General features: G+C 63.3%; 15 protein-coding genes. 13 read left to right on the top strand and 2 right to left on the bottom strand.

The genetic code is table 11. The features are described 5' to 3' along the window. Positions 1–138 precede the first annotated feature (138 nt). From Q3C01_RS22970 to Q3C01_RS22935, 8 genes are all read left to right on the top strand, one after another. Positions 139–819 carry a formyltransferase family protein gene (locus tag Q3C01_RS22970; RefSeq protein WP_458147579.1) on the top strand — a complete coding sequence of 227 codons (681 nt, stop codon included), beginning with the start codon at positions 139–141 and terminating at the stop codon, positions 817–819. Further along, complete coding sequence (locus Q3C01_RS22965) at positions 816–2,510, top strand: ATP-grasp domain-containing protein (RefSeq protein WP_458147578.1); 1,695 nt, start codon at positions 816–818, stop codon at positions 2,508–2,510. The genes Q3C01_RS22970 and Q3C01_RS22965 overlap by 4 nt, the downstream gene beginning before the upstream one ends. Positions 2,511–2,774: 264 nt before the next feature. Then, on the top strand, positions 2,775–3,602 hold the full coding sequence (locus tag Q3C01_RS22960) for an HD domain-containing protein (protein ID WP_458147577.1): 828 nt from the start codon (positions 2,775–2,777) through the stop codon (positions 3,600–3,602). Positions 3,603–3,726: 124 nt separating this feature from the next. Continuing rightward, positions 3,727–4,620, top strand: coding sequence for an alpha/beta fold hydrolase (locus tag Q3C01_RS22955; RefSeq protein WP_458147576.1), 894 nt, complete (start codon positions 3,727–3,729; stop codon positions 4,618–4,620). A gap of 119 nt (positions 4,621–4,739) precedes the next feature. Then, positions 4,740–5,366, top strand: coding sequence for a GTP cyclohydrolase I FolE (gene folE, locus Q3C01_RS22950; RefSeq protein WP_458147575.1), 627 nt, complete (start codon positions 4,740–4,742; stop codon positions 5,364–5,366). A gap of 25 nt (positions 5,367–5,391) precedes the next feature. Beyond that, a complete protein-coding gene (locus Q3C01_RS22945) occupies positions 5,392–6,915 on the top strand; it encodes an FAD-dependent oxidoreductase (RefSeq protein WP_458147574.1) in 1,524 nt (507 codons plus the stop codon). Between the two features lie 130 nt (positions 6,916–7,045). Continuing rightward, the gene (locus Q3C01_RS22940) at positions 7,046–7,621 is read left to right on the top strand and encodes an HdeD family acid-resistance protein (RefSeq protein WP_458147573.1); all 576 of its coding nucleotides are present in this window, start codon (positions 7,046–7,048) and stop codon (positions 7,619–7,621) included. A 73-nt stretch (positions 7,622–7,694) separates the two neighbouring features. After that, the gene (locus Q3C01_RS22935) at positions 7,695–7,919 is read left to right on the top strand and encodes a LapA family protein (RefSeq protein ID WP_458147572.1); all 225 of its coding nucleotides are present in this window, start codon (positions 7,695–7,697) and stop codon (positions 7,917–7,919) included. 9 nt (positions 7,920–7,928) lie between these two features. On the opposite strand, the gene Q3C01_RS22930 is transcribed toward Q3C01_RS22935, so the two are convergent. Further along, entirely contained in the window at positions 7,929–9,668 is a 1,740-nt protein-coding gene (locus Q3C01_RS22930; protein ID WP_458147571.1) for a methyl-accepting chemotaxis protein, read from the bottom strand. A 305-nt stretch (positions 9,669–9,973) separates the two neighbouring features. Here Q3C01_RS22930 and Q3C01_RS22925 point away from each other — a divergent pair, with 305 nt between their 5' ends. From Q3C01_RS22925 to Q3C01_RS22910, 4 genes are all read left to right on the top strand, one after another. Continuing rightward, on the top strand, positions 9,974–11,356 hold the full coding sequence (locus Q3C01_RS22925) for an ethanolamine ammonia-lyase subunit EutB (protein WP_458147570.1): 1,383 nt from the start codon (positions 9,974–9,976) through the stop codon (positions 11,354–11,356). A 173-nt stretch (positions 11,357–11,529) separates the two neighbouring features. After that, a complete protein-coding gene (locus Q3C01_RS22920) occupies positions 11,530–13,116 on the top strand; it encodes a B12-binding domain-containing radical SAM protein (protein WP_458147569.1) in 1,587 nt (528 codons plus the stop codon). 6 nt (positions 13,117–13,122) lie between these two features. Beyond that, on the top strand, positions 13,123–13,905 hold the full coding sequence (eutC, locus tag Q3C01_RS22915; protein ID WP_458147568.1) for an ethanolamine ammonia-lyase subunit EutC: 783 nt from the start codon (positions 13,123–13,125) through the stop codon (positions 13,903–13,905). Between the two features lie 205 nt (positions 13,906–14,110). Continuing rightward, positions 14,111–16,477 carry an efflux RND transporter permease subunit gene (locus Q3C01_RS22910; protein ID WP_458147567.1) on the top strand — a complete coding sequence of 789 codons (2,367 nt, stop codon included), beginning with the start codon at positions 14,111–14,113 and terminating at the stop codon, positions 16,475–16,477. A gap of 250 nt (positions 16,478–16,727) precedes the next feature. Here the strand turns inward: Q3C01_RS22910 and Q3C01_RS22905 are convergent, their stop codons facing one another. Next, complete coding sequence (locus Q3C01_RS22905; RefSeq protein WP_458147566.1) at positions 16,728–17,225, bottom strand: hypothetical protein; 498 nt, start codon at positions 17,223–17,225, stop codon at positions 16,728–16,730. A gap of 460 nt (positions 17,226–17,685) precedes the next feature. Between Q3C01_RS22905 and Q3C01_RS22900 the strand changes: the two genes are divergently transcribed. Further along, on the top strand, positions 17,686–17,928 hold the full coding sequence (locus Q3C01_RS22900; protein WP_284267304.1) for a hypothetical protein: 243 nt from the start codon (positions 17,686–17,688) through the stop codon (positions 17,926–17,928). Positions 17,929–17,930 lie beyond the last annotated feature (2 nt).

Genomic DNA, 17,930 nt, shown 5'->3' with positions numbered 1-17,930 from the left:
GTTTGTACACAATCACCTTTTTCAACAATTTTGTTTCTCGATGTTTCCAAGGTGTGTCCGGTCGATCATCGTTAGTGCGCTGTTAACAGGCCGCTGCGACATTTTGGCTCACCATCATCGTTAACAAAGCGGTAACCGATGTTCGAGGCCGTAGTGTTGCTGACGGAAGCTGCCGAGCAGGTGGCGCTGTCGCGGATATTGAGAAGGCACCGGCAGGACCTGACGATCAGGCCGGTGACCGGGATCAACGAGCTTAGGAGTCTCGAGCCGCCGCTGCTTCGGCAAGCCCGGCTGATCGCCTTTGCCTCCAACACCATCGTGCCCGCCGACCTGCTCGCGAGCCTGGGTTATGGCGCCTACAATTTCCATCCGGGGCCGCCGACCTATCCCGGCTGGGCACCGACGCACTTCGCGCTCTACGACCGCGCGACCGAGTTCGGCGTGACTCTTCACGCCATGGCCGAGCGTGTCGATACCGGCATGATCCTCGACGTCACCTCGTTTGCCATTCCGGAAAACGCTGGTGTCGTCGGTCTGTGCGAGCTGACTTACGCGCAGCTCTTGAACCTCTTCGCTGAATGGGCCGATCGATTGGCCCATCAATTGTTGCTTCCAACGCCGCGTCCGCCGATCCCATGGAGCGGTCGAAGAAATTCGCGGCGTAATTACAGAGCGATCTGCGACATTCCGCCGGATATCAGCAAGGACGAGCTGTGGCGCCGGATGCGCATCTTCGGTGCCAATCACTACGGCATCGCGCCGACCGTCAATCTGCACGGCGTGAGCTTCACGGCGACGTTTCCGGCAGAGAGCGCATGAGCCCAATGTCGACCTCGCTCTTGCCGCAGGTTCCGACCGGACCGAGCGCCGCCGACCTGCTGCGCATGGGACGCGAGCATTACAAGCGCGGTGAGCTCAACGACGCGATCGCGATCTTCAGGGCCGGTCTTGCGCAGGTCTCCGTGATGTCGATCGGTACCACCACCGACATTGCGGCCGATCTTCACGCCGCGCTCGCAAACGCCTTCATGCTCTGTGACGATCTCGACTCCGCGGCCGAGAACTACAGGGCCGCGTTGCGGCTTGCGCCGCATCTCGTCGCCTGCTGGTGCAACCTCGGCAACGTGCATCTGAAGACCGGGATGGCGCAACAGGCCATCTCGCTCTATCTCGAAGCGCTGCGGTTGAGCCCGGCGCATCGTCCGGCACTGACCAATCTGGTGCAGGCACTCGTCGCGACCAGGCAATACGTGCTTGCGCAGATCCTGCTAGGTGAACTCATCGAGGAGACGCCCGATGACGCGGCCCTTCATGCCGAGCTCGGCAGGGTCTGCTTCGAGCTGAAGCGGATCGAGGACGCGATCTTGCATTTCGAGCGGGCCGCCGCGCTCGCACCGGAGCGGGCCGACAATTTCTACTGGATCGGCGCCATCCGGCAGGCGATCGGCGAAAGCGAGGCCGCGGAGGCCGCCTATGAGCGAACCGTCCGGCTTCACCCGGTGTTGCGCAGACCCGCGAAGCGGTCGCCGGCCAGCTTCCGCGTGCTCGCTCTGTTCGCGCCCTTCGTCGGCAACACGCCGGTTGCGTATCTGTTTCGGGATTGCGCCTACCAGACCGACATTCTCTCGCTGTCGCCCTCGATCAGGCCAGATCTCGGGACGCTCGCGCGGGAGGCCGACGTCGTCGTCAACCTCGTGTGTGATGCGGACCAGGGCGCGGCCGTTCTTCCGCTCGCCGATGAGATTGCCAGGCAGCTCGGCAAGCCGGTCGTCAACGAACCCGAAAAGGTCTTGCGAACGACACGCGATGCGACCGCGATTGCGCTTGCCGGCATTCCGGGCTGTCGCGTGCCGCGCACATTGCGCATCGCCGCCGGTCACGTGCTTCCGCCCGCGGAAAACGAACTGACGTTTCCATTGCTGGCCAGGCCGGCGGGGACCCATGGCGGGGACTTCTTCGCCAGGTTCGAGGATCCCGATACTCTGACGGCGTTCCTCACCGAACGCGTGAGTGAGGATCGCTATCTGATCGAGCCTGTCGACTATCGATCCGCCGACGGCTTTTTCCGCAAGTACCGGTTCATTTTCGTGGACGAGGAAATCCTGCCCTATCATCTGGCGATCGGGGAGGGCTGGAAGCTCCACCGCGACAGCACGGATATGGCCAGCCAGGACTGGATGCAACGCGAGGAGGAGCAGTTCCTGCGCGACCCCGCGTCGGTCTTTTCCGCAAGCCACCATGACGTGTTGCGCATGATCAGGAGCCGCATCGGTCTCGACTATTTCGGTATCGACTGCGCACTCGACGACCAAGACAATCTCGTCGTGTTCGAGGTCAACGCCTCCATGCTGGTGCACGACGAGAACCCGGACTTTCCCTACAAAGACCCTTTCGTTCGCAGGATCAAGACTGCGTTCGACGCCATGCTGGCGCGGCGATTGAGCGAATGCGACGAGGCCCGGGCCAACCAACACGCGGCGGCAGCGCCGTTCATCTCGAGAGCCTCCTGAAAACCAAATCTCCGGGTCATTCACAGGCAAGCCGGGGCCGGCGCCGACGACCGACAGGCGCGATTTGGCCTGACGGGTAACCCTTGCCATCCTCGACAGGATCGCTGAGCTGCTGCGAGGCCTCGCGCAACCCAAATCTTTTCGTTTACGTCGCCATTGGAGATTTGGTGAGCGGGGCCGAGATAGGCTATGCTGCCTCTGGGCGAGGAAAAATGAGGCATCAGGAGTTGGCGTGGGGACACCACCGACAACGGGGCTGCATCCATGATCACGTTACCGAGACTGGCTGCCGAATCTCTGGAAAAGCTGCTTGGCTCGTTCATGCGTCGCCGGTACGACGAGTCCGCTGCAAGAATGATCGAGAGCGCGACCCGCACGACGATGGAATGCATCGGCAACAGCGATGCACTCTATCACAATATCGAGCATACGATGCTCGTGACGCTGGCGGGCCATTCCATCCTTAACGGACGATACCTCCATACCCACCTGGAGGCGGAGGATTTCATCCACGTCCTGATTGCCTGCCTTGCCCATGACATAGGCTATGTGCGCGGCCTGTTCGAGGAAGATGACCAAGACGGTTTTCTGATCGACGACGCCGGCACCAAGATCGCGCTGCCGCGCGGCGCATCCGATGCCAGCCTGATGATGTATCACGTCGACCGATCGAAGCTTTATGTCATGCGGCGGCTGCAACATATCCCAGAGCTCGATCCGGAGCGCATTGCCCGCGCCATCGAGGGTACGCGGTTTCCGGCCCGAGACGGCCAGGCCTACGATGCCGACGCTTCGGTCCTGCGTGCGGCCGATTTCATCGGCCAGCTCGGCGATCCCAATTATTTGCGCAAGGCCAATGCGCTCTACTATGAGTTCGAGGAGGTCGGCATCAACCGCCAGCTCGGCTATGACTCGCCTGCCGACATCGTGCATCGATATCCGCAATTCTATTGGGACAGCGTCGCGCCGTACATCCAGGCCGAGATCGGCTATCTCAACCAGACCGACATCGGCCGGCAGTGGATCGCCAACCTCTACAGCAACGTGTTCCGCGCCGAGCGCGACATCCCGCTGTCGGGGCCACAGAAGTAGGTCGGAGCCTTGTAGCCCGCATGGAGCGAAGCGGAATGCGGGGATGCCAACGTCTGCGGCTCCCGGATTTCGCTGCGCTTCATCCGGGCTACGTGGTCGAGTTTGTTCAGAGAGTGTCGCAAGAATGCAACCGAAAACAGTGACTGCCGGCGTCCTCGAAGTCGCCTTTCTCGAATTCGGCGCGCCGGACGGCTGGCCCTGCATCATGGGCCACGGCTTTCCCTACGACGTCCAGGCCTATGCCGAAGCCGCGCCGCTGATCGCACGATCAGGCGCGCGGGTGTTGGTGCCATGGCTGCGCGGCTATGGCGGGACGCGATTTTTGTCCGACAAGACGTTGCGCTCGGGCGAACAGGCGGCGCTGGGCGCCGACTTGCTGGCCTTCATGGATGCTCTGAAGATCGAGCGTGCGGTGGTCGGCGGCTACGACTGGGGCGGGCGTGCCGCCTGCGTGGTCTCGGCGCTCCATCCGGAGCGCGTGGTCGGGCTCGTCTCTGGCAATTCCTACAACATCCAGAACATCGCGCGGTCGATGGAGCCGGCCTCGCCGCCGGAGGAGGCCGCGCTCTGGTATCAATATCTCTTTCACAACGAACGCGGTCGCCGCGCGCTTGAGCGCAACCGGCGCGGCTTTGCCCGTCAGCTCTGGTCGATGTGGTCGCCGACTTGGGTGTTCGACGATGCGACTTTCGACACAACCGCAGTCGCCTTCGACAATCCAGACTTCGTCGACGTCGTGATCCACTCCTACCGGCATCGCTACGCGCTGGTTGAAGGCGATCCCGCCTATGCGGCCATTGAGGCACAACTTTCCGCGCAGCCGCCAATCCGCGTGCCGACGATCGCGATCGACGGCGATCGCGATGGCGTCATTCCTGGGACCGCCCACCACGCGCGCAGGTTCGAGGGCTTTTTCGAGCGGCGCGTGTTCAACGGGGCAGGTCACAATCTGCCGCAGGAGCGGCCCGCCGAATGGGCGCAGGCCGTCCTCGACCTGCGTAAGGCCGCAGACAGTTGAGCCTGGTTCCGGGCCCGTCCTGAATTTTCCCCTATCCCTGGGAACCTTTTTCCGTTGCCGCCGTCCAAGCCTTGGTATCGCAATGCGATTGTTTCGGGTGGTCAGGGGGAGGAGTTCACATGGAACGACAGGCGCGACGGCTGGAACGCGTTGCACTCGCGCAAGCGCTGGCGGGCATGCCAAGCCAGGCGGAGGTCGAGGACGCAGTGCGCACCATGATCCGCTGGGCGGGCGATGATCCCGCGCGCGACGGCCTGCGCGAGACGCCGGACCGGGTAGCGCGTGCGTTTCGGGAATACTTCACCGGCTACACGCAGGACCCGACCGAAATCCTGCAAAAGACCTTCGAGGAGATCGAAGGCTATGACGAGATGATCGTGCTGCGCGGGGTTCGCTTCGAGAGCCATTGCGAGCATCACATGGCGCCGATCGTTGGGCGTGCGTGGGTCGCCTATATCCCGCAGGGCCGTGTCGTCGGCATTTCCAAGTTGGCGCGGGTGGTCGACATCTACGCCAAGCGTCTCCAGATCCAGGAGAAGATGACGGCGCAGATCGCCAACTCGATCAATGACGTGCTGAGGCCGCAAGGCGTCGGCGTGATCATCAAGGCGACGCACCATTGCATGACCACGCGCGGTGCGCACAAGCCGGGCACCGATCTCGTCACCAGCCGCATGCTCGGCGTGTTTCGCGACAACGCGTTGACGCGACAGGAGCTGCTCGGCCTCGCCAACTCGGACGATTGAGACGCAAAGCCACGGGAGACGGCGCATGAACGATGAGAAGAAGCCGAGCGGACCCAATCTGAGCAAGGGCGTGGACCTCGCCGATTTCAACGACGGCAGGCTGCTTGGCCATGTCGGTGACGAAGACGTTCTCCTCGTGCAGTTCGGCGCCGAGGTTGTGGCGATCGAACCGGCTTGCACCCACTATCATGGTCCGCTCGCCGAAGGGCTCGTCGTCGACGACACCATCCGATGTCCCTGGCATCATGCCTGCTTCTCGCTGCGCACCGGCGAGGCGGTCGCGGCGCCGGCGCTGAATGCGCTGGCGGTCTGGGAGGTCGAACGCGAGAAGGACAAGATCGTCGTGCGCCGCAAGCGAGAGGCATCACCACTGGCCGCACCGCACCGCTCCGCGCCGACGCCGGACCGGTTCGTCATCGTCGGTGGCGGCGCGGCGGGATTTGCAGCGGCCGAAATGCTCCGCCGTGAAGGATTTGCCGGCAGCATCACCATGCTCAGCAACGACGGTGCCTTGCCGGTCGACCGGCCGAACCTGTCCAAGGACTATCTGGCCGGCAATGCGCCGGAGGATTGGCTGCCGCTCCGGCCGGAGGATTACTACGCAGACGCAGGCATCAATCTCAGGCTCGACACCTCCGTCGCCGAGCTCGATCCGAAACAACGTCATGTGACATTGGGCAACGGCGACAAGGTGCCGTTCGACCGGCTGCTGCTGGCGACCGGTGCCGAGCCCGTGAAGTTAAGAATTCCAGGCAGCGACCAGCCGCATGTCCACACCCTGCGATCGGTCGCCGACAGCCGCGCCATCATCACGGCGGCCGGTAGCGCCAAACGCGCGCTGGTGATCGGGGCGAGCTTCATTGGCCTCGAGGTCGCCGCCTCATTGCGGGCGCGCAAGCTCGAGGTTCACGTCGTCGCGCCGGAGGAGCGGCCGATGGAGCGCATCCTGGGACGTGAGATGGGCGATTTCGTCCGTGCGCTTCATGAAGAGAACGGCGTCCATTTCCACCTCAAGGACACTGTGGACAAGCTCGATGGCCGCCGCGCCCATCTGAAAAGTGGCGACGTGATCGAGGCGGACCTGGTGGTGGTGGGCATCGGCGTCAAGCCGCGCCTCGAACTGGCCGAGCGAGCCGGGCTTGCGATCGATCGCGGCGTGACGGTCGATGCTTACCTTGAAACCAGCGCGCCCGGCATCTTTGCCGCCGGTGACATCGCGCGCTGGCCGGATCAGCATTCGCAAGCCAGCATCCGCGTCGAACATTGGGTGGTTGCCGAGCGTCAGGGCCAGACCGCCGCGCGCAACATGCTGGGCGGGCGCGAACGCTACGACGCCGTACCATTCTTCTGGAGCCAGCATTATGACGTGCCGATCAATTATGTCGGCCACGCCGAAAGCTGGGATGACATCGAGATCGACGGCAGCATCGCGGGCAAAGACTGCCTGCTCCGGTACCGGAAAGGCGGCCGTGTGCTCGCGGCGGCTTCAATTTATCGCGATCTCGACAGTCTCAAGGCCGAGCTCGAAATGGAGCGGTCGCGCGCTTGAGGCGCGCCTGGGCGGCCTTGACCTGCATCAACAGCGACGCTGGCGACGGCTGCTCTTCTAGCTGTTGTCCCCACTGAGCCCATGCTATTCTGACGTGTGCCGTGGGGGTTCGCTTGAAGGAGTAGCCGTCATGACAACTGCTTCGGATATGTCTCACAGCCTAGGCTTGGGCTCCGGCATCGCGGCGTTGCGCCCGAAATGGGGCTGGATCGTCGCGCTCGGCGTCGTCTACCTCATTGCCGGCTTCATTGCGCTCGGTAGCGTGGTGATGGCGACGGTGGCCAGCGTGATCGTGGTCGGCGCGATGATGATCGTGGCCGGCGTGACCGAGGTCATCGGTGCGTTCCAGATGAAGAGCTGGGGCAAGTTCCTGATCTGGGCGCTGCTCGGCGTGCTCTATGTCATCGCGGGCTTTTTGACCTTCGAGAACCCGCTATTTGCTGCGGTGCTATTGACCCTCTTCCTCGGTGCCTCGCTGATTGCTTCCGGCGTCGTCAGACTGTTTCTCGCCTTCAGCATGAAGCGGGAGAGCCCCTGGATCTGGGTCGCGCTCTCGGCCGTCATCACCCTGTTGCTCGGCCTGTTGATCCTGGCGCGCTGGCCGGTCAACAGCGTCTACATCCTCGGCCTGTTCCTCGGTATCGACCTGATCTTTGCCGGCGCGGGCTGGCTGAGCCTCGGCTTCAGCCTGCGGCGCGGCACTTAAGGCGCGCGAGGAAAGGTTATGTTAGGTCGCGGGTGACCGCGCGAGCTTGCGCGCGGTCGAAGGGGAATGCGTCATGCGTTGGTTTTATCTCGCCATCATCACCCTGTTCGTGGCCGCGATCGTGGTGTTCGCCGCGCAGAACTTCGAGACCGTGACGGTCTCGTTCTTCAGGGTGAACCTCAGCCTGCCGCTCGCGCTGCTCTCCGTCGTCGTCTATTTGCTAGGCGCTGCGACCGGTGGAAGTCTGTTCGCGCTTCTGCGACGTTCCTACAAGGGCTCGTGGCGCAGCGTCGGCTGACGCGGAGAGCTAGCTCGCCTTGGCGATAGGGCGCTCAGCGGGTCCAGAGCGCAAATTCCCGAAGAATTTTTCCACCTCGCGCGACAGCGTTTCTGCCGTTGCGGTCAGGCTGCCTGCCGCGGTCAGGACGGAGGTTGCTGCGGTGTCCGTTTCGCCGATGGCGTCGCGGAGCGAGGTGATGTTGGCGACCAGCGTCTCGTTGCCTTGCGCAGCGGACTGTGCATTGGCGGAGATTTCGCGAGTGGCGGAGTCCTGCTGGCCGATGGCGCCGGCAATCGCCGAGGTGACGTCGTTGATCTCGCGCACCGCGCCGCCGATCTCGCGTACGGCCTCGACCGCGTTGCGGGTCGAGGACTGGATCATGCCGACATTCTCGCTGATCTCCGCGGTCGCCTTCGCCGTCTGCCCGGCGAGCGCCTTGACCTCATGGGCGACGACGGCAAAGCCGCGGCCGGCGTCGCCGGCGCGCGCCGCCTCGATGGTGGCGTTGAGCGCCAGGAGGTTGGTCTGCTCGGCGATCGCCTGGATCAGATTGAGCACGCCGTCGATGCGCTGTGTGGCGGCAGCCAGGCTCTCGATCTCGGAGATCGATTTCTCGGTGCGCTGGCCGGTCTGCTCGACGGCGCTCGCCGATTGCCGCACCTGGCGGCCAATCTCCTCGACGGATGCCGACAGCTCTTCCGCGGCGCTCGCCACCGCCGTGACGTTGTGCGAGGCCTGCTCCGTGGCGCCTGCCGCCGTGCCGGCGCGAGTGCTGGCATCCGCCGTGACGCGGGTGATGGTCTGCGCGGTCTCGCGCATCGCCGACGCGTTGTCGGCAAGGCCGCGCATGACCGCGCCAATCGCCTCGCGGAAGGCCTCGACGGAGGTCTCGATATGGCGGGCGCGCTCGTCGCGCGCCGCGGAGTCCTGCGAGACCTGCGAGGCCAGATTGCGGTTGCGGTCCATCGCCTCCTGGAAGATCCGGATCGCGCGCGCCAGCGCGCCGATCTCGTCGGCACGCTCGGTATGCGGCACCACGACGTTCTCTTCGCCGTCGGCGACCTGCTTAATGGTCGCGGTGATCGTCGAGAGCGGACGGGCGATCGAGCGCGCGATGATGACGATGCCTATCACGACGAGCGCCAGCGCGACGCCGCCGAGGCACGTCAACACGAAGGAGAGCGTACGATTGGTCTCGGTCTCCTGCGCAATCTGCTTGGCGCGCTGGGCATAGACTTTGGACAGCGCCTCGAGATCCTTGTTCAACGCCGACCGCACGCTGCGATTGGCGTCGTTATCGCCCCATTCGCGGCCAGCTGCCGGACCGATCTCATAGGCCCGGCGAACCAGTTCTTTCCGGAAATCGATGAACTGCTCGATGCGCTTCTTGAACGTTGCGAACTGGTCGGCGTCGTCGGTCTTGACGATGCCTTCCCAGCCCTTCACCACGCCGAGGATCTCGTCGTTGAACTTGAGCAGGCCGTCCCCGAACTTCTTCACGGCCTTTGGATCCGTCGACATGTAGACGCCGCGGGATTCCATCACCACGGCGTAGACCAGCGAGTTGACGCGCTCGACGTTCAGCGCCGCCGCATTCGCGGTCTCAATCGCGGCAGTGAGCTCGGCGCCGCGGCGGCTGTTGTAGTCCGACAGCAGAGCGATTGCGGCGGTGAGCAGCGCGAACAGCGCGAAGATCGAATAGAGCCTGGTGGCAAGCGTGAAACGGCCCGCCAGGCCGGCGGCATTCCCAATTCGGTCAATTGTCATGGCTTCCAGAGACCCAAATGGCCTTTTATGTACGATCGGTGAGCACGAACGGTAAAATTGATACAAAAACTATGCAGAACGAAGGTGGACGCAGCGTTAACGCGGCAGGCTTGCACATCAGACCTTGGTCGTAGAAAATATAAGGAATATCAGCCTCTTGGCGCGGCTGTCGATTTTCGGCAGGGGGCCTTCCGGGATCGGCACATGCCGCAAAGATCGGCATGCACCAATGCTGCCAGGCTCGTACACCTTGGGGCAAGACTGGTACTGCATCGGCCATTGGCCGACTGACGCCGGAGGGACGTTTGGTCTACCGCCACACCATCGATGCTACGACTTACGTTTTCGGCAATCTGCGCGACCTCCTGGCCAAGGCGACACCGCCGCGCTCCGGTGACCGGCTGGCCGGGATCGCGGCTAGCAGTGCCGAAGAGATGATCGCGGCGCGAATGGCGCTTGCCGACCTTCCGCTTGGCCAATTCCTTCAGGAGGCCGTGATCCCCTATGAGACCGATGAGATCACGCGCCTCGTCATCGACACCCACGATGCAAAGGCCTTCGCGCCGGTGGCTGCGCTCACCGTCGGCGGCTTCCGCGACTGGCTGCTGTCGGACGCGGCGACGACGGAAGGTTTGCGAAAGCTGGCCCATGGCATCACGCCGGAGATGGCGGCCGCGGTGTCGAAGCTCATGCGCAACCAGGACCTGATCCTGGCAGCGCGCAAATGTGAGGTGATCACATCGTTCCGCAACACCATCGGCCTGAAGGGGCGGATGAGCACACGCCTCCAGCCGAACCATCCCTTCGACGATGCCAGGGGCATCACCGCCTCGATCCTCGACGGCATCCTACTCGGCGCGGGCGATGCCTGCATCGGCATCAACCCAGCGAGCGACGACCCCGCGACGATCGGCCGGTTGCTGCGGCTGCTGGACGAGATCATCGCGCGGCTGAACATCCCGACCCAGAGCTGTGTGCTCACCCATGTGACGACGACGCTGTCGCTGATCGGGCAGGGCGTTCCGGTCGACCTGGTATTCCAGTCGGTCGCCGGGACCGAGGCTGCCAACCGTAGCTTCGGCATAGATCTCGCTTTGCTCCGGGAAGCGAACGAGGCCGGGCTGTCGCTTGGACGCGGCACGGTCGGGCAGAACGTGATGTATTTCGAGACCGGCCAAGGCTCGGCGTTGTCGGCCAACGCGCATCACAGCGTCGACCAGCAGACCTGCGAGGCGCGTGCCTATGCCGTCGCCCGCGCGTATCAACCCCTGCTGGTCAACAGCGTGGTCGGCTTCATTGGCCCGGAATATCTCTATGACGGCAAGGAGATCATCCGTGCTGGGCTCGAGGATCATTTCTGCGGCAAGCTGCTCGGCCTGCCGCTCGGGGTCGACATCTGCTACACAAACCATGCCGAAGCCGACCAGGACGACATGGACAATCTCCTGACGCTGCTCGCTGCCGCCGGCGTCACCTTCATCATGGGGGTGCCGGGCGCCGACGACGTCATGCTGAACTATCAGTCGACCTCCTTCCATGATGCGCTCTATATCCGCGACGTCTTCGGCCTGCACCGCGCGCCGGAGTTCGACGACTGGCTGGCGAAGAGCGGGATTGCGGGTGCCGATTTCCGGCTTGCTCGTGATGCGGGGCTGCTACCCGATTTTGCCTCGCGCTTGATCGCCTGAGGCCGGGCCAATTTCGCATGATCGCGCACGATCTGCGTGAACCGAGGAAACCATTGGTGCGTCTTATGAATTAGGCCCATGCCACAATATTGAGGAATTTCGGGCCCAGCGTTACGTTATGTGTCTTGATGCCTATTCTGCACGGTTTGTAGGAAGTCGTTGGGGGAAGTTCGATGCGCGCTGAAAGCAATGGAACGGTCCGGCACATTCTCTGCGTCTTTCCGCGCTACACGTCGTCTTTCGGCACATTCGAACATGCCTATCCCCTGACGGACGGCGTCAAGGCGTTCATGCCGCCGCAGGGACTGCTCCTGATCTCCGCCTATCTGCCCAGGGAATGGCAGGTGAAGTTCGTCGACGAGAACCTCCGTCCGACGACGAGAGAGGAGTTCGAATGGGCGGAAGCGGTCTTCGTCAGCGGCATGCACATCCAGCGCCAGCAGATGAACGACATCTGCCGCCGCGCCCATGAGTTTGACCTGCCGGTCGCGCTCGGCGGCCCCTCGGTCAGCGCCTGCCCGGATTACTATCCATCCTTCGACTATCTCCATGTCGGCGAGCTTGGCGACGCCACCAACGAGCTGATCGCGATATTGTCGCGCGACGTTTCCCGTCCTGAGCATCAAATCGTGCTGACGACCAACGACCGCGTCCCGATGACCGAGTTTCCGATTCCCGCCTACGAGCTTGCGGAGGTGAAGAAGTATTTCCTCGGCAGCATCCAGTATTCCAGCGGCTGTCCCTATCAGTGCGAGTTCTGCGACATCCCCGGCCTCTACGGCCGCAATCCGCGCATCAAGACACCGCAGCAGATCATCGCCGAGCTCAATCGCCTGCGCGAATGCGGCATGACCGACACGGTGTATTTCGTCGATGACAATTTCATCGGCAACCGCAAGGCGGCGATGGATCTGCTGCCGCACCTGATCGAGTGGCAGAAGAAGACCGGCTATGTGATGCGGCTCGCCTGCGAGGCAACGCTCAACATCGCCAAGCGCCCCGAGATCCTCGAGAAGATGCGCGAGGCCTATTTCATCACCATCTTCTGCGGCATCGAGACACCCGATCCGGACGCGCTGAAGGCGATGCACAAGGACCACAACATGATGGTCCCGATTCTGGAGGGCGTGCGCACCATCAATTCCTATGGCATGGAGGTTGTCTCGGGCATCATCATGGGGCTCGACACCGACAAGCCGAACACCTCGGACGCGCTGCTTGCCTTCGTCGATGAGTCCCGGATTCCGCTGCTCACGATCAACCTGCTGCAGGCGCTGCCGAAGACGCCGCTGTGGGACCGGCTGGAGCGTGAGGGACGCCTGATCGAAGACGACGGCCGCGATTCCAACGTCAACTTCCTGTTGCCCTATGACGAAGTCGTCGCATCCTGGAAGCACGCGATGGGAGTCGCTTACGAGCCCGAGAAGGTCTACGCACGCTTCCAGTATCAATGCGACCACGTCTATGTGCACCGCCTCAAGATCCCTGTGCCTGCCGAGATGAAGACCTGGCCCAACATCCGGCGCGGTCTCGTCATGCTGCGCAACATCTTCTGGAAGGTCGGCGTGCTCGGCGACTACAGGCGCGTGTTCTGGAAGTTTGCGCTGGGCCGGATCAGGCACGGCGATCTCGAAGGCCTGATCGGCTGCACCATGATCGCGCATCATCTCATCACCTTTGCGCGCGCGGCATCGAGCGGCCAGCAGAACGCGTCGAACTACTCGCTTCGGCTGCGTGAGGCGTCGGTTCCCGCCGAATGATGCGACATGTCTAGCCCATCCGTCCCGAACCGCCCGACCCTGGACCTGCGGACGCTAACGCCTGCACGCGTCGCGCTCGGGCGCAGCGGGGCGAGCCTGCCGACCAGGCCGTTGCTCGACTTCACGCTCGATCACGCGCGCGCCCGCGACGCCGTGCATGCCACTTTCGATGCCGAGCGGATGATCGGCGAACTCGCTGAGTTCGGCGCTCCCGTCCTTGCGACGAAGAGCCGCGCCGCCGACCGCGGCGATTACCTGCGGCGGCCGGATCTCGGACGCCAGCTCGAACCGACTTGCGCCAAGCATCTCGCGGCGTGCGCCGCTGATCCCGGCCGGCTTGCGATCGTGATCGGCGACGGATTGTCGCCGACGGCGGTGCATGCGCACGCGGTTGGGCTGTTGCGCGCGCTGCTGCCGGACCTCGCCGATGCGCCGCATGTCGCGATCGGCCATATCATTGTTGCCTCAGGCGCCCGTGTCGCGCTGGGCGACGAGGTCGGCGCCATTCTCGGGTCGCGCATGGTCGTGATGCTGATTGGCGAGCGGCCGGGATTGTCGGCTCCCGACAGCCTCGGGGCTTACCTGACCTTTGCGCCCAAGCCTGGCCGTACCGACGCCGAGCGCAATTGCGTCTCCAACATCCACCGGGCTGGTCTCAGTTATCGTGAGGCAGCCTTCAAGATCGCCTGGCTGGTCCGCGCAGGCCTCTCGCGGGGCGTGACCGGCGTGGCGTTGAAGGACGAGAGCGGCGATCTCCCGCCGCGAATCGGCACAGCGCTGCCGGAATGAGCCATCAAGGGCCGAAATTGCCGCATCTTGATCGATTTTGTTGCCCAGCGCGCGCTTGCGAGGGGGCAGGCCGACCTGCTAAACCCCTCGCGGCGATTTCCCGCGCTTTTTCAAAGAGCAAGCCTCCCATCTGTATGGCGTTTTCAGGCCGATATGCGGGGCGCATAAGCTCACTAACCGAGCCGATTTAGGAACTGGACAAGGCATGCTCGAAAAGCACAGCGAGAGTGAGGTTCATGTCGACAAGGTCGAGCAGGGACCCTCGTCCTCCATCGCTTTTGGACTTGAACGCATCGGGCTGATCGCCGTTCGCGCGCCGGTCCTGTCCTGCATCATCCTGATCGCGCTGATAGTCGGTGCCGTCTTCGGCATCCAGCGGATCAAGATCGACGATTCGCTGTCGCAGCTGTTCCGCTCCAACACCCGCGAATTCCACCAGTACGAGGAAGTCACCAAGAAGTTCCCAGCGGAAGAATTCGACGTCCTTGTCGTGATCGAGGGCAAGAACCTGCTCGCGCGCGACAACCTGATGAAGCTGCGCGACTTCATCACCGACATGCAGCTCGTCGAAGGCACGCGCGGGCTCGTCTCGCTGTTCTCCGCACGCCAGGCGCCGGCGCCGGGCAAGCTGCCGGCCGCGCTGTTCCCGGCCGAACTGCCCGAGGGCGCCGCCTACGACAAGTTCATCGAAACCGTCAAAAGCAACGAGATCATCCGCGGCAAGCTGTTGTCGGAGGACGGCACCCTCGCTCTGGTCGTGCTCTCCCTCGATCCGGAGGTGGTTGCCTCCAGCAAGCTCGGCAAGGTCGTCGGCGATATCCGCGCGCTGATGAAGGAGGACCTCGGCGACACCGGCCTCAGCGTGCAGCTCTCCGGCGTGCCGGTGATGCAGCTCGAGATCCGCAACGCGGTCGAGCGCGACGGGCTGACCTACAACATCCTCGGCATTCTCGCCGGCTGCGTCATCGCCATCATCTTCTTCCGAAAAATCTCCTTCATGGTTGTCGCGGCGTTCCCGCCGATGATCGCGATCCTGCTGGCGCTGGGCGCGCTCGGCTGGGCCAATTTCAATCTGAACATGTTCCTGAACGTGATGACGCCGCTCATCATGGTCATCAGCTTCTCCGACTCCATGCAGCTCACCTTCGCGGCGCGCGACCGGCTGATCGCAGGGCAGGACAAGTTCACCGCGTTCAGGAACGCGGTACTGGTGGTGGGGCCGGCCTGCGTGCTGACGCACGGCACCGCCGGCATTTCCTTCATTGCGCTGCAATTCTCCGACTCCGACCTGATCCGCAAATTCGGCGAGGCGGGCCTCGCCGCCACCATCATCGCGCTGGTCACGGTGCTTTCGCTGGTGCCGGTGTTCGGCGTGCTGTTCGTGCGCAACGAGAAGATCTTTGCCGTCAAATTCCAGAGCGCGGACGCCGGCGTGCAGGCGCTGCGCAATTTCTGCTACTGGATCGCGGTGCGCATGGTGGGCCGGCCGGGCCTGTTCAGCCTGATCGCGGTGCTGTTCGTGGCGAGCCTCGGGGTGATCTACGCCAACCTCCAGCCGCGCTACCGCCTTGCCGACCAGGTGCCCGACAAGCGGCAGGCCGTCGCGGCCAGCAACCGGCTCGACGCCAAGCTGACCGGCGCCAATCCCGTCAACGTCCTGATCACCTTCCCCAAGGGTGAATCGCTCTATTCGCCGGAAACGCTGCAGACCATCGCCGAAGTCCACGAAACGGTCGAAAAGGCTGCCGGCGTAGGTAACGTCTGGTCGCTGGAGACGCTGCGTCGCTGGCTGACGGAAAAGGCGGGCAGCTCGGACGTCGCGACGTTGAAGGAATATGTGAACGTCATCCCAGAGCATCTGGTGCGACGATTCATCGACGCCGAGCAGGACGCGGTCGTGGTCGCAGGCCGCGTGCCGGACAAGGATTCCAGCCAGCTCCTGCCGATCGTCGACAAGCTCGACCAGGAGCTCGACGCAGTTCGCAAGAAGCATCCCGGCTACGAGGTCGCAGTGACCGGTCTTGCGGCGATCGCCGCCCGCAACTCGGCCAGCATGATCGAGAAGCTGAACCGCGGGCTCACCGTCGAATTCGCGCTGGTCGCGATCTTCATTGGCCTCGCCTTCCGCTCCTGGGTGGTGATGTTCGCGTGCATCCTGCCGGGCATTTTCCCGGTGGTGATGTCGGGAACGGTGCTGTGGGCGATGGGCGAGGGGCTGCAATTCGCCAGCGTCGTGGCACTGACCGTCTCATTCGGCCTCGGCCTCTCCGCGACCATCCACTTCCTCAATCGCCTCAGGCTGGAGAGCAAGCCCGGGGTCTCCTCGGCGCTTGCGGTCGAGCGCGCCACCGTGCTGGTCGGCCCTGCGCTGATCCTGACCACGGTGGTGCTCGCTTGCGGCCTCGTCGTGACCGTGTTCTCCGACCTGCCGTCGCTGCGCCTGTTCGGCTGGCTCAGCGCCTTCTCGATGGTCGCAGCGCTGGTAGCCGACCTCTTCATCCTGCGCCCAACGGCGATGTGGCTGATCAACCTGCACGAGAAGCTGCAAGGACCCGACAAGCGCGCGATCTGAGCGAGAGCGGCTAGCGAGCCTCTGGCTCACGCCTCGATCCGGACGATCCCGTACGGATTGAACTTGAAATCGTCCTCGCGGAACTTCGTCTGGTGCGAGACTTTGAGTACCGGAGTGTCACCCGCGAGGCGGAATGCGGGGCGAGGAGGCCGACGGCCTTGAGTTCTGCGGATGTGGTCCCTCCTATGAAAAACCCCCGGCTCGCGAGAGCCAGGGGCCATGTCGTCCACTCATCGGGTGAGTGAAGCGTTCAGCTCTTCACCATGGTGATGTTGACGCCGCGGATCTCGCCCTTGGAGCTGATCTGCACGGTTTGCTTGTTGCCGTTGGTGCGCAGCGTTAGGTTGGCGGCAAAACCGTTGGCCTCGACGAATACGTCGATCTGGCCGCCGCCTGCGGTGCCCTGCAGATTGCCGAAGATGTTGCGGCTGGCTTCGCTCCAATTGCCCGAAATGCGGTCGCCCTGGCTCGTCACGTCGCTGGTGAGGTCGAACTTGTAGCTGTCGCTGGCGCAGTGCAGTGCCTGCTTCAAGCCCAGACCGCTGGCCGCGACCTTGTAGTCTGCCTTGCAGCGGATGCGCTCGGTGGAGCCGTCGGACAGCGCCACCGTGCCGGTGCCCGACCACGCGCCGTCGAAGCCTGCAAAGGGTCCGGACGACTGAGCGTGGCTCGCCGAAACCGAGAAGAACAGCGCGGCGCCAATGCCTGCCGCCTTGATCGACAGTCCAGACCGTCCAAAGAATTTCATGTTCGAATATCCCGTTTTCTGAATGACGTTCGCTCCTAATAGAACGTCTCGCCGCATCGAAAGTTTAGTGTCCCCACCCGCTGGCAGGTTCAAACCATACCCCTGTGAGGTGTCAGAGCCGCGAACGATTGCGACCGTTTTCAACGTTCCCCGCATGGGTTTCAGCTGTGCCTATTCGATGACATATGCAAGGGCTTGCGATGCATGTCTGCAACAGGTCCACGGCAAAACACCGGCTGCCTGAATAATCTCATAGTATCAAACTCTTACATCTGCCAATCAGAGCCCTGCGAAGGCGCGATGTGGTGGACTTGGTGCCAATTTGGCCGCATTTACCAGTGCTTGTGATGTCTCCACTGCTGCGTGCTCCGCGGCAACGCCATCAGAACAATCCGTTCCGGTCGTCCGCCCTGTGCTGTCCGGGAACGGAGAGATTCTGCCGTCAGAATGAAGGACTACAATGCGTAAATTTCTCCTCGCTCTCACCCTGCTGTCGGCATCCCTTTCGACCGCGGCGTTCGCACAGCAGCCCCAGCAGGGGCGCGGCACGGCCGAAGAGCAGAAGGCCTGCACGCGTGACGTGCAGAAGTTCTGCCGTCCGGTCATCGACCAGGGCGATTTCACGATTCTGGCCTGCCTGAAGGAGAACCGGGCCAAGATCTCGCAGGCTTGCGACCAGGTCCTGAAGACCCACAACCAGTAAGC

This window comes from Bradyrhizobium sp. UFLA05-109, from assembly GCF_054185165.1.
Note: the sequence above shows the minus strand (reverse complement) of the source record. Positions and strands in the feature narration are given on the sequence as shown.

Bases quoted from the DNA above. Each gene is read 5' to 3' on its own strand.
- Q3C01_RS22970 (WP_458147579.1), top strand. From the start codon at position 139: ATGTTCGAGGCCGTAGTGTTGCTGACGGAAGCTGCCGAGCAGGTGGCG.
- Q3C01_RS22965 (WP_458147578.1), top strand. From the start codon at position 816: ATGAGCCCAATGTCGACCTCGCTCTTGCCGCAGGTTCCGACCGGACCG.
- Q3C01_RS22960 (WP_458147577.1), top strand. From the start codon at position 2,775: ATGATCACGTTACCGAGACTGGCTGCCGAATCTCTGGAAAAGCTGCTT.
- Q3C01_RS22955 (WP_458147576.1), top strand. From the start codon at position 3,727: ATGCAACCGAAAACAGTGACTGCCGGCGTCCTCGAAGTCGCCTTTCTC.
- folE (WP_458147575.1), top strand. From the start codon at position 4,740: ATGGAACGACAGGCGCGACGGCTGGAACGCGTTGCACTCGCGCAAGCG.
- Q3C01_RS22945 (WP_458147574.1), top strand. From the start codon at position 5,392: ATGAACGATGAGAAGAAGCCGAGCGGACCCAATCTGAGCAAGGGCGTG.
- Q3C01_RS22940 (WP_458147573.1), top strand. From the start codon at position 7,046: ATGACAACTGCTTCGGATATGTCTCACAGCCTAGGCTTGGGCTCCGGC.
- Q3C01_RS22935 (WP_458147572.1), top strand. From the start codon at position 7,695: ATGCGTTGGTTTTATCTCGCCATCATCACCCTGTTCGTGGCCGCGATC.
- Q3C01_RS22930 (WP_458147571.1), bottom strand. From the start codon at position 9,668: ATGACAATTGACCGAATTGGGAATGCCGCCGGCCTGGCGGGCCGTTTC.
- Q3C01_RS22920 (WP_458147569.1), top strand. From the start codon at position 11,530: ATGCGCGCTGAAAGCAATGGAACGGTCCGGCACATTCTCTGCGTCTTT.
- eutC (WP_458147568.1), top strand. From the start codon at position 13,123: ATGTCTAGCCCATCCGTCCCGAACCGCCCGACCCTGGACCTGCGGACG.
- Q3C01_RS22910 (WP_458147567.1), top strand. From the start codon at position 14,111: ATGCTCGAAAAGCACAGCGAGAGTGAGGTTCATGTCGACAAGGTCGAG.
- Q3C01_RS22905 (WP_458147566.1), bottom strand. From the start codon at position 17,225: ATGAAATTCTTTGGACGGTCTGGACTGTCGATCAAGGCGGCAGGCATT.
- Q3C01_RS22900 (WP_284267304.1), top strand. From the start codon at position 17,686: ATGCGTAAATTTCTCCTCGCTCTCACCCTGCTGTCGGCATCCCTTTCG.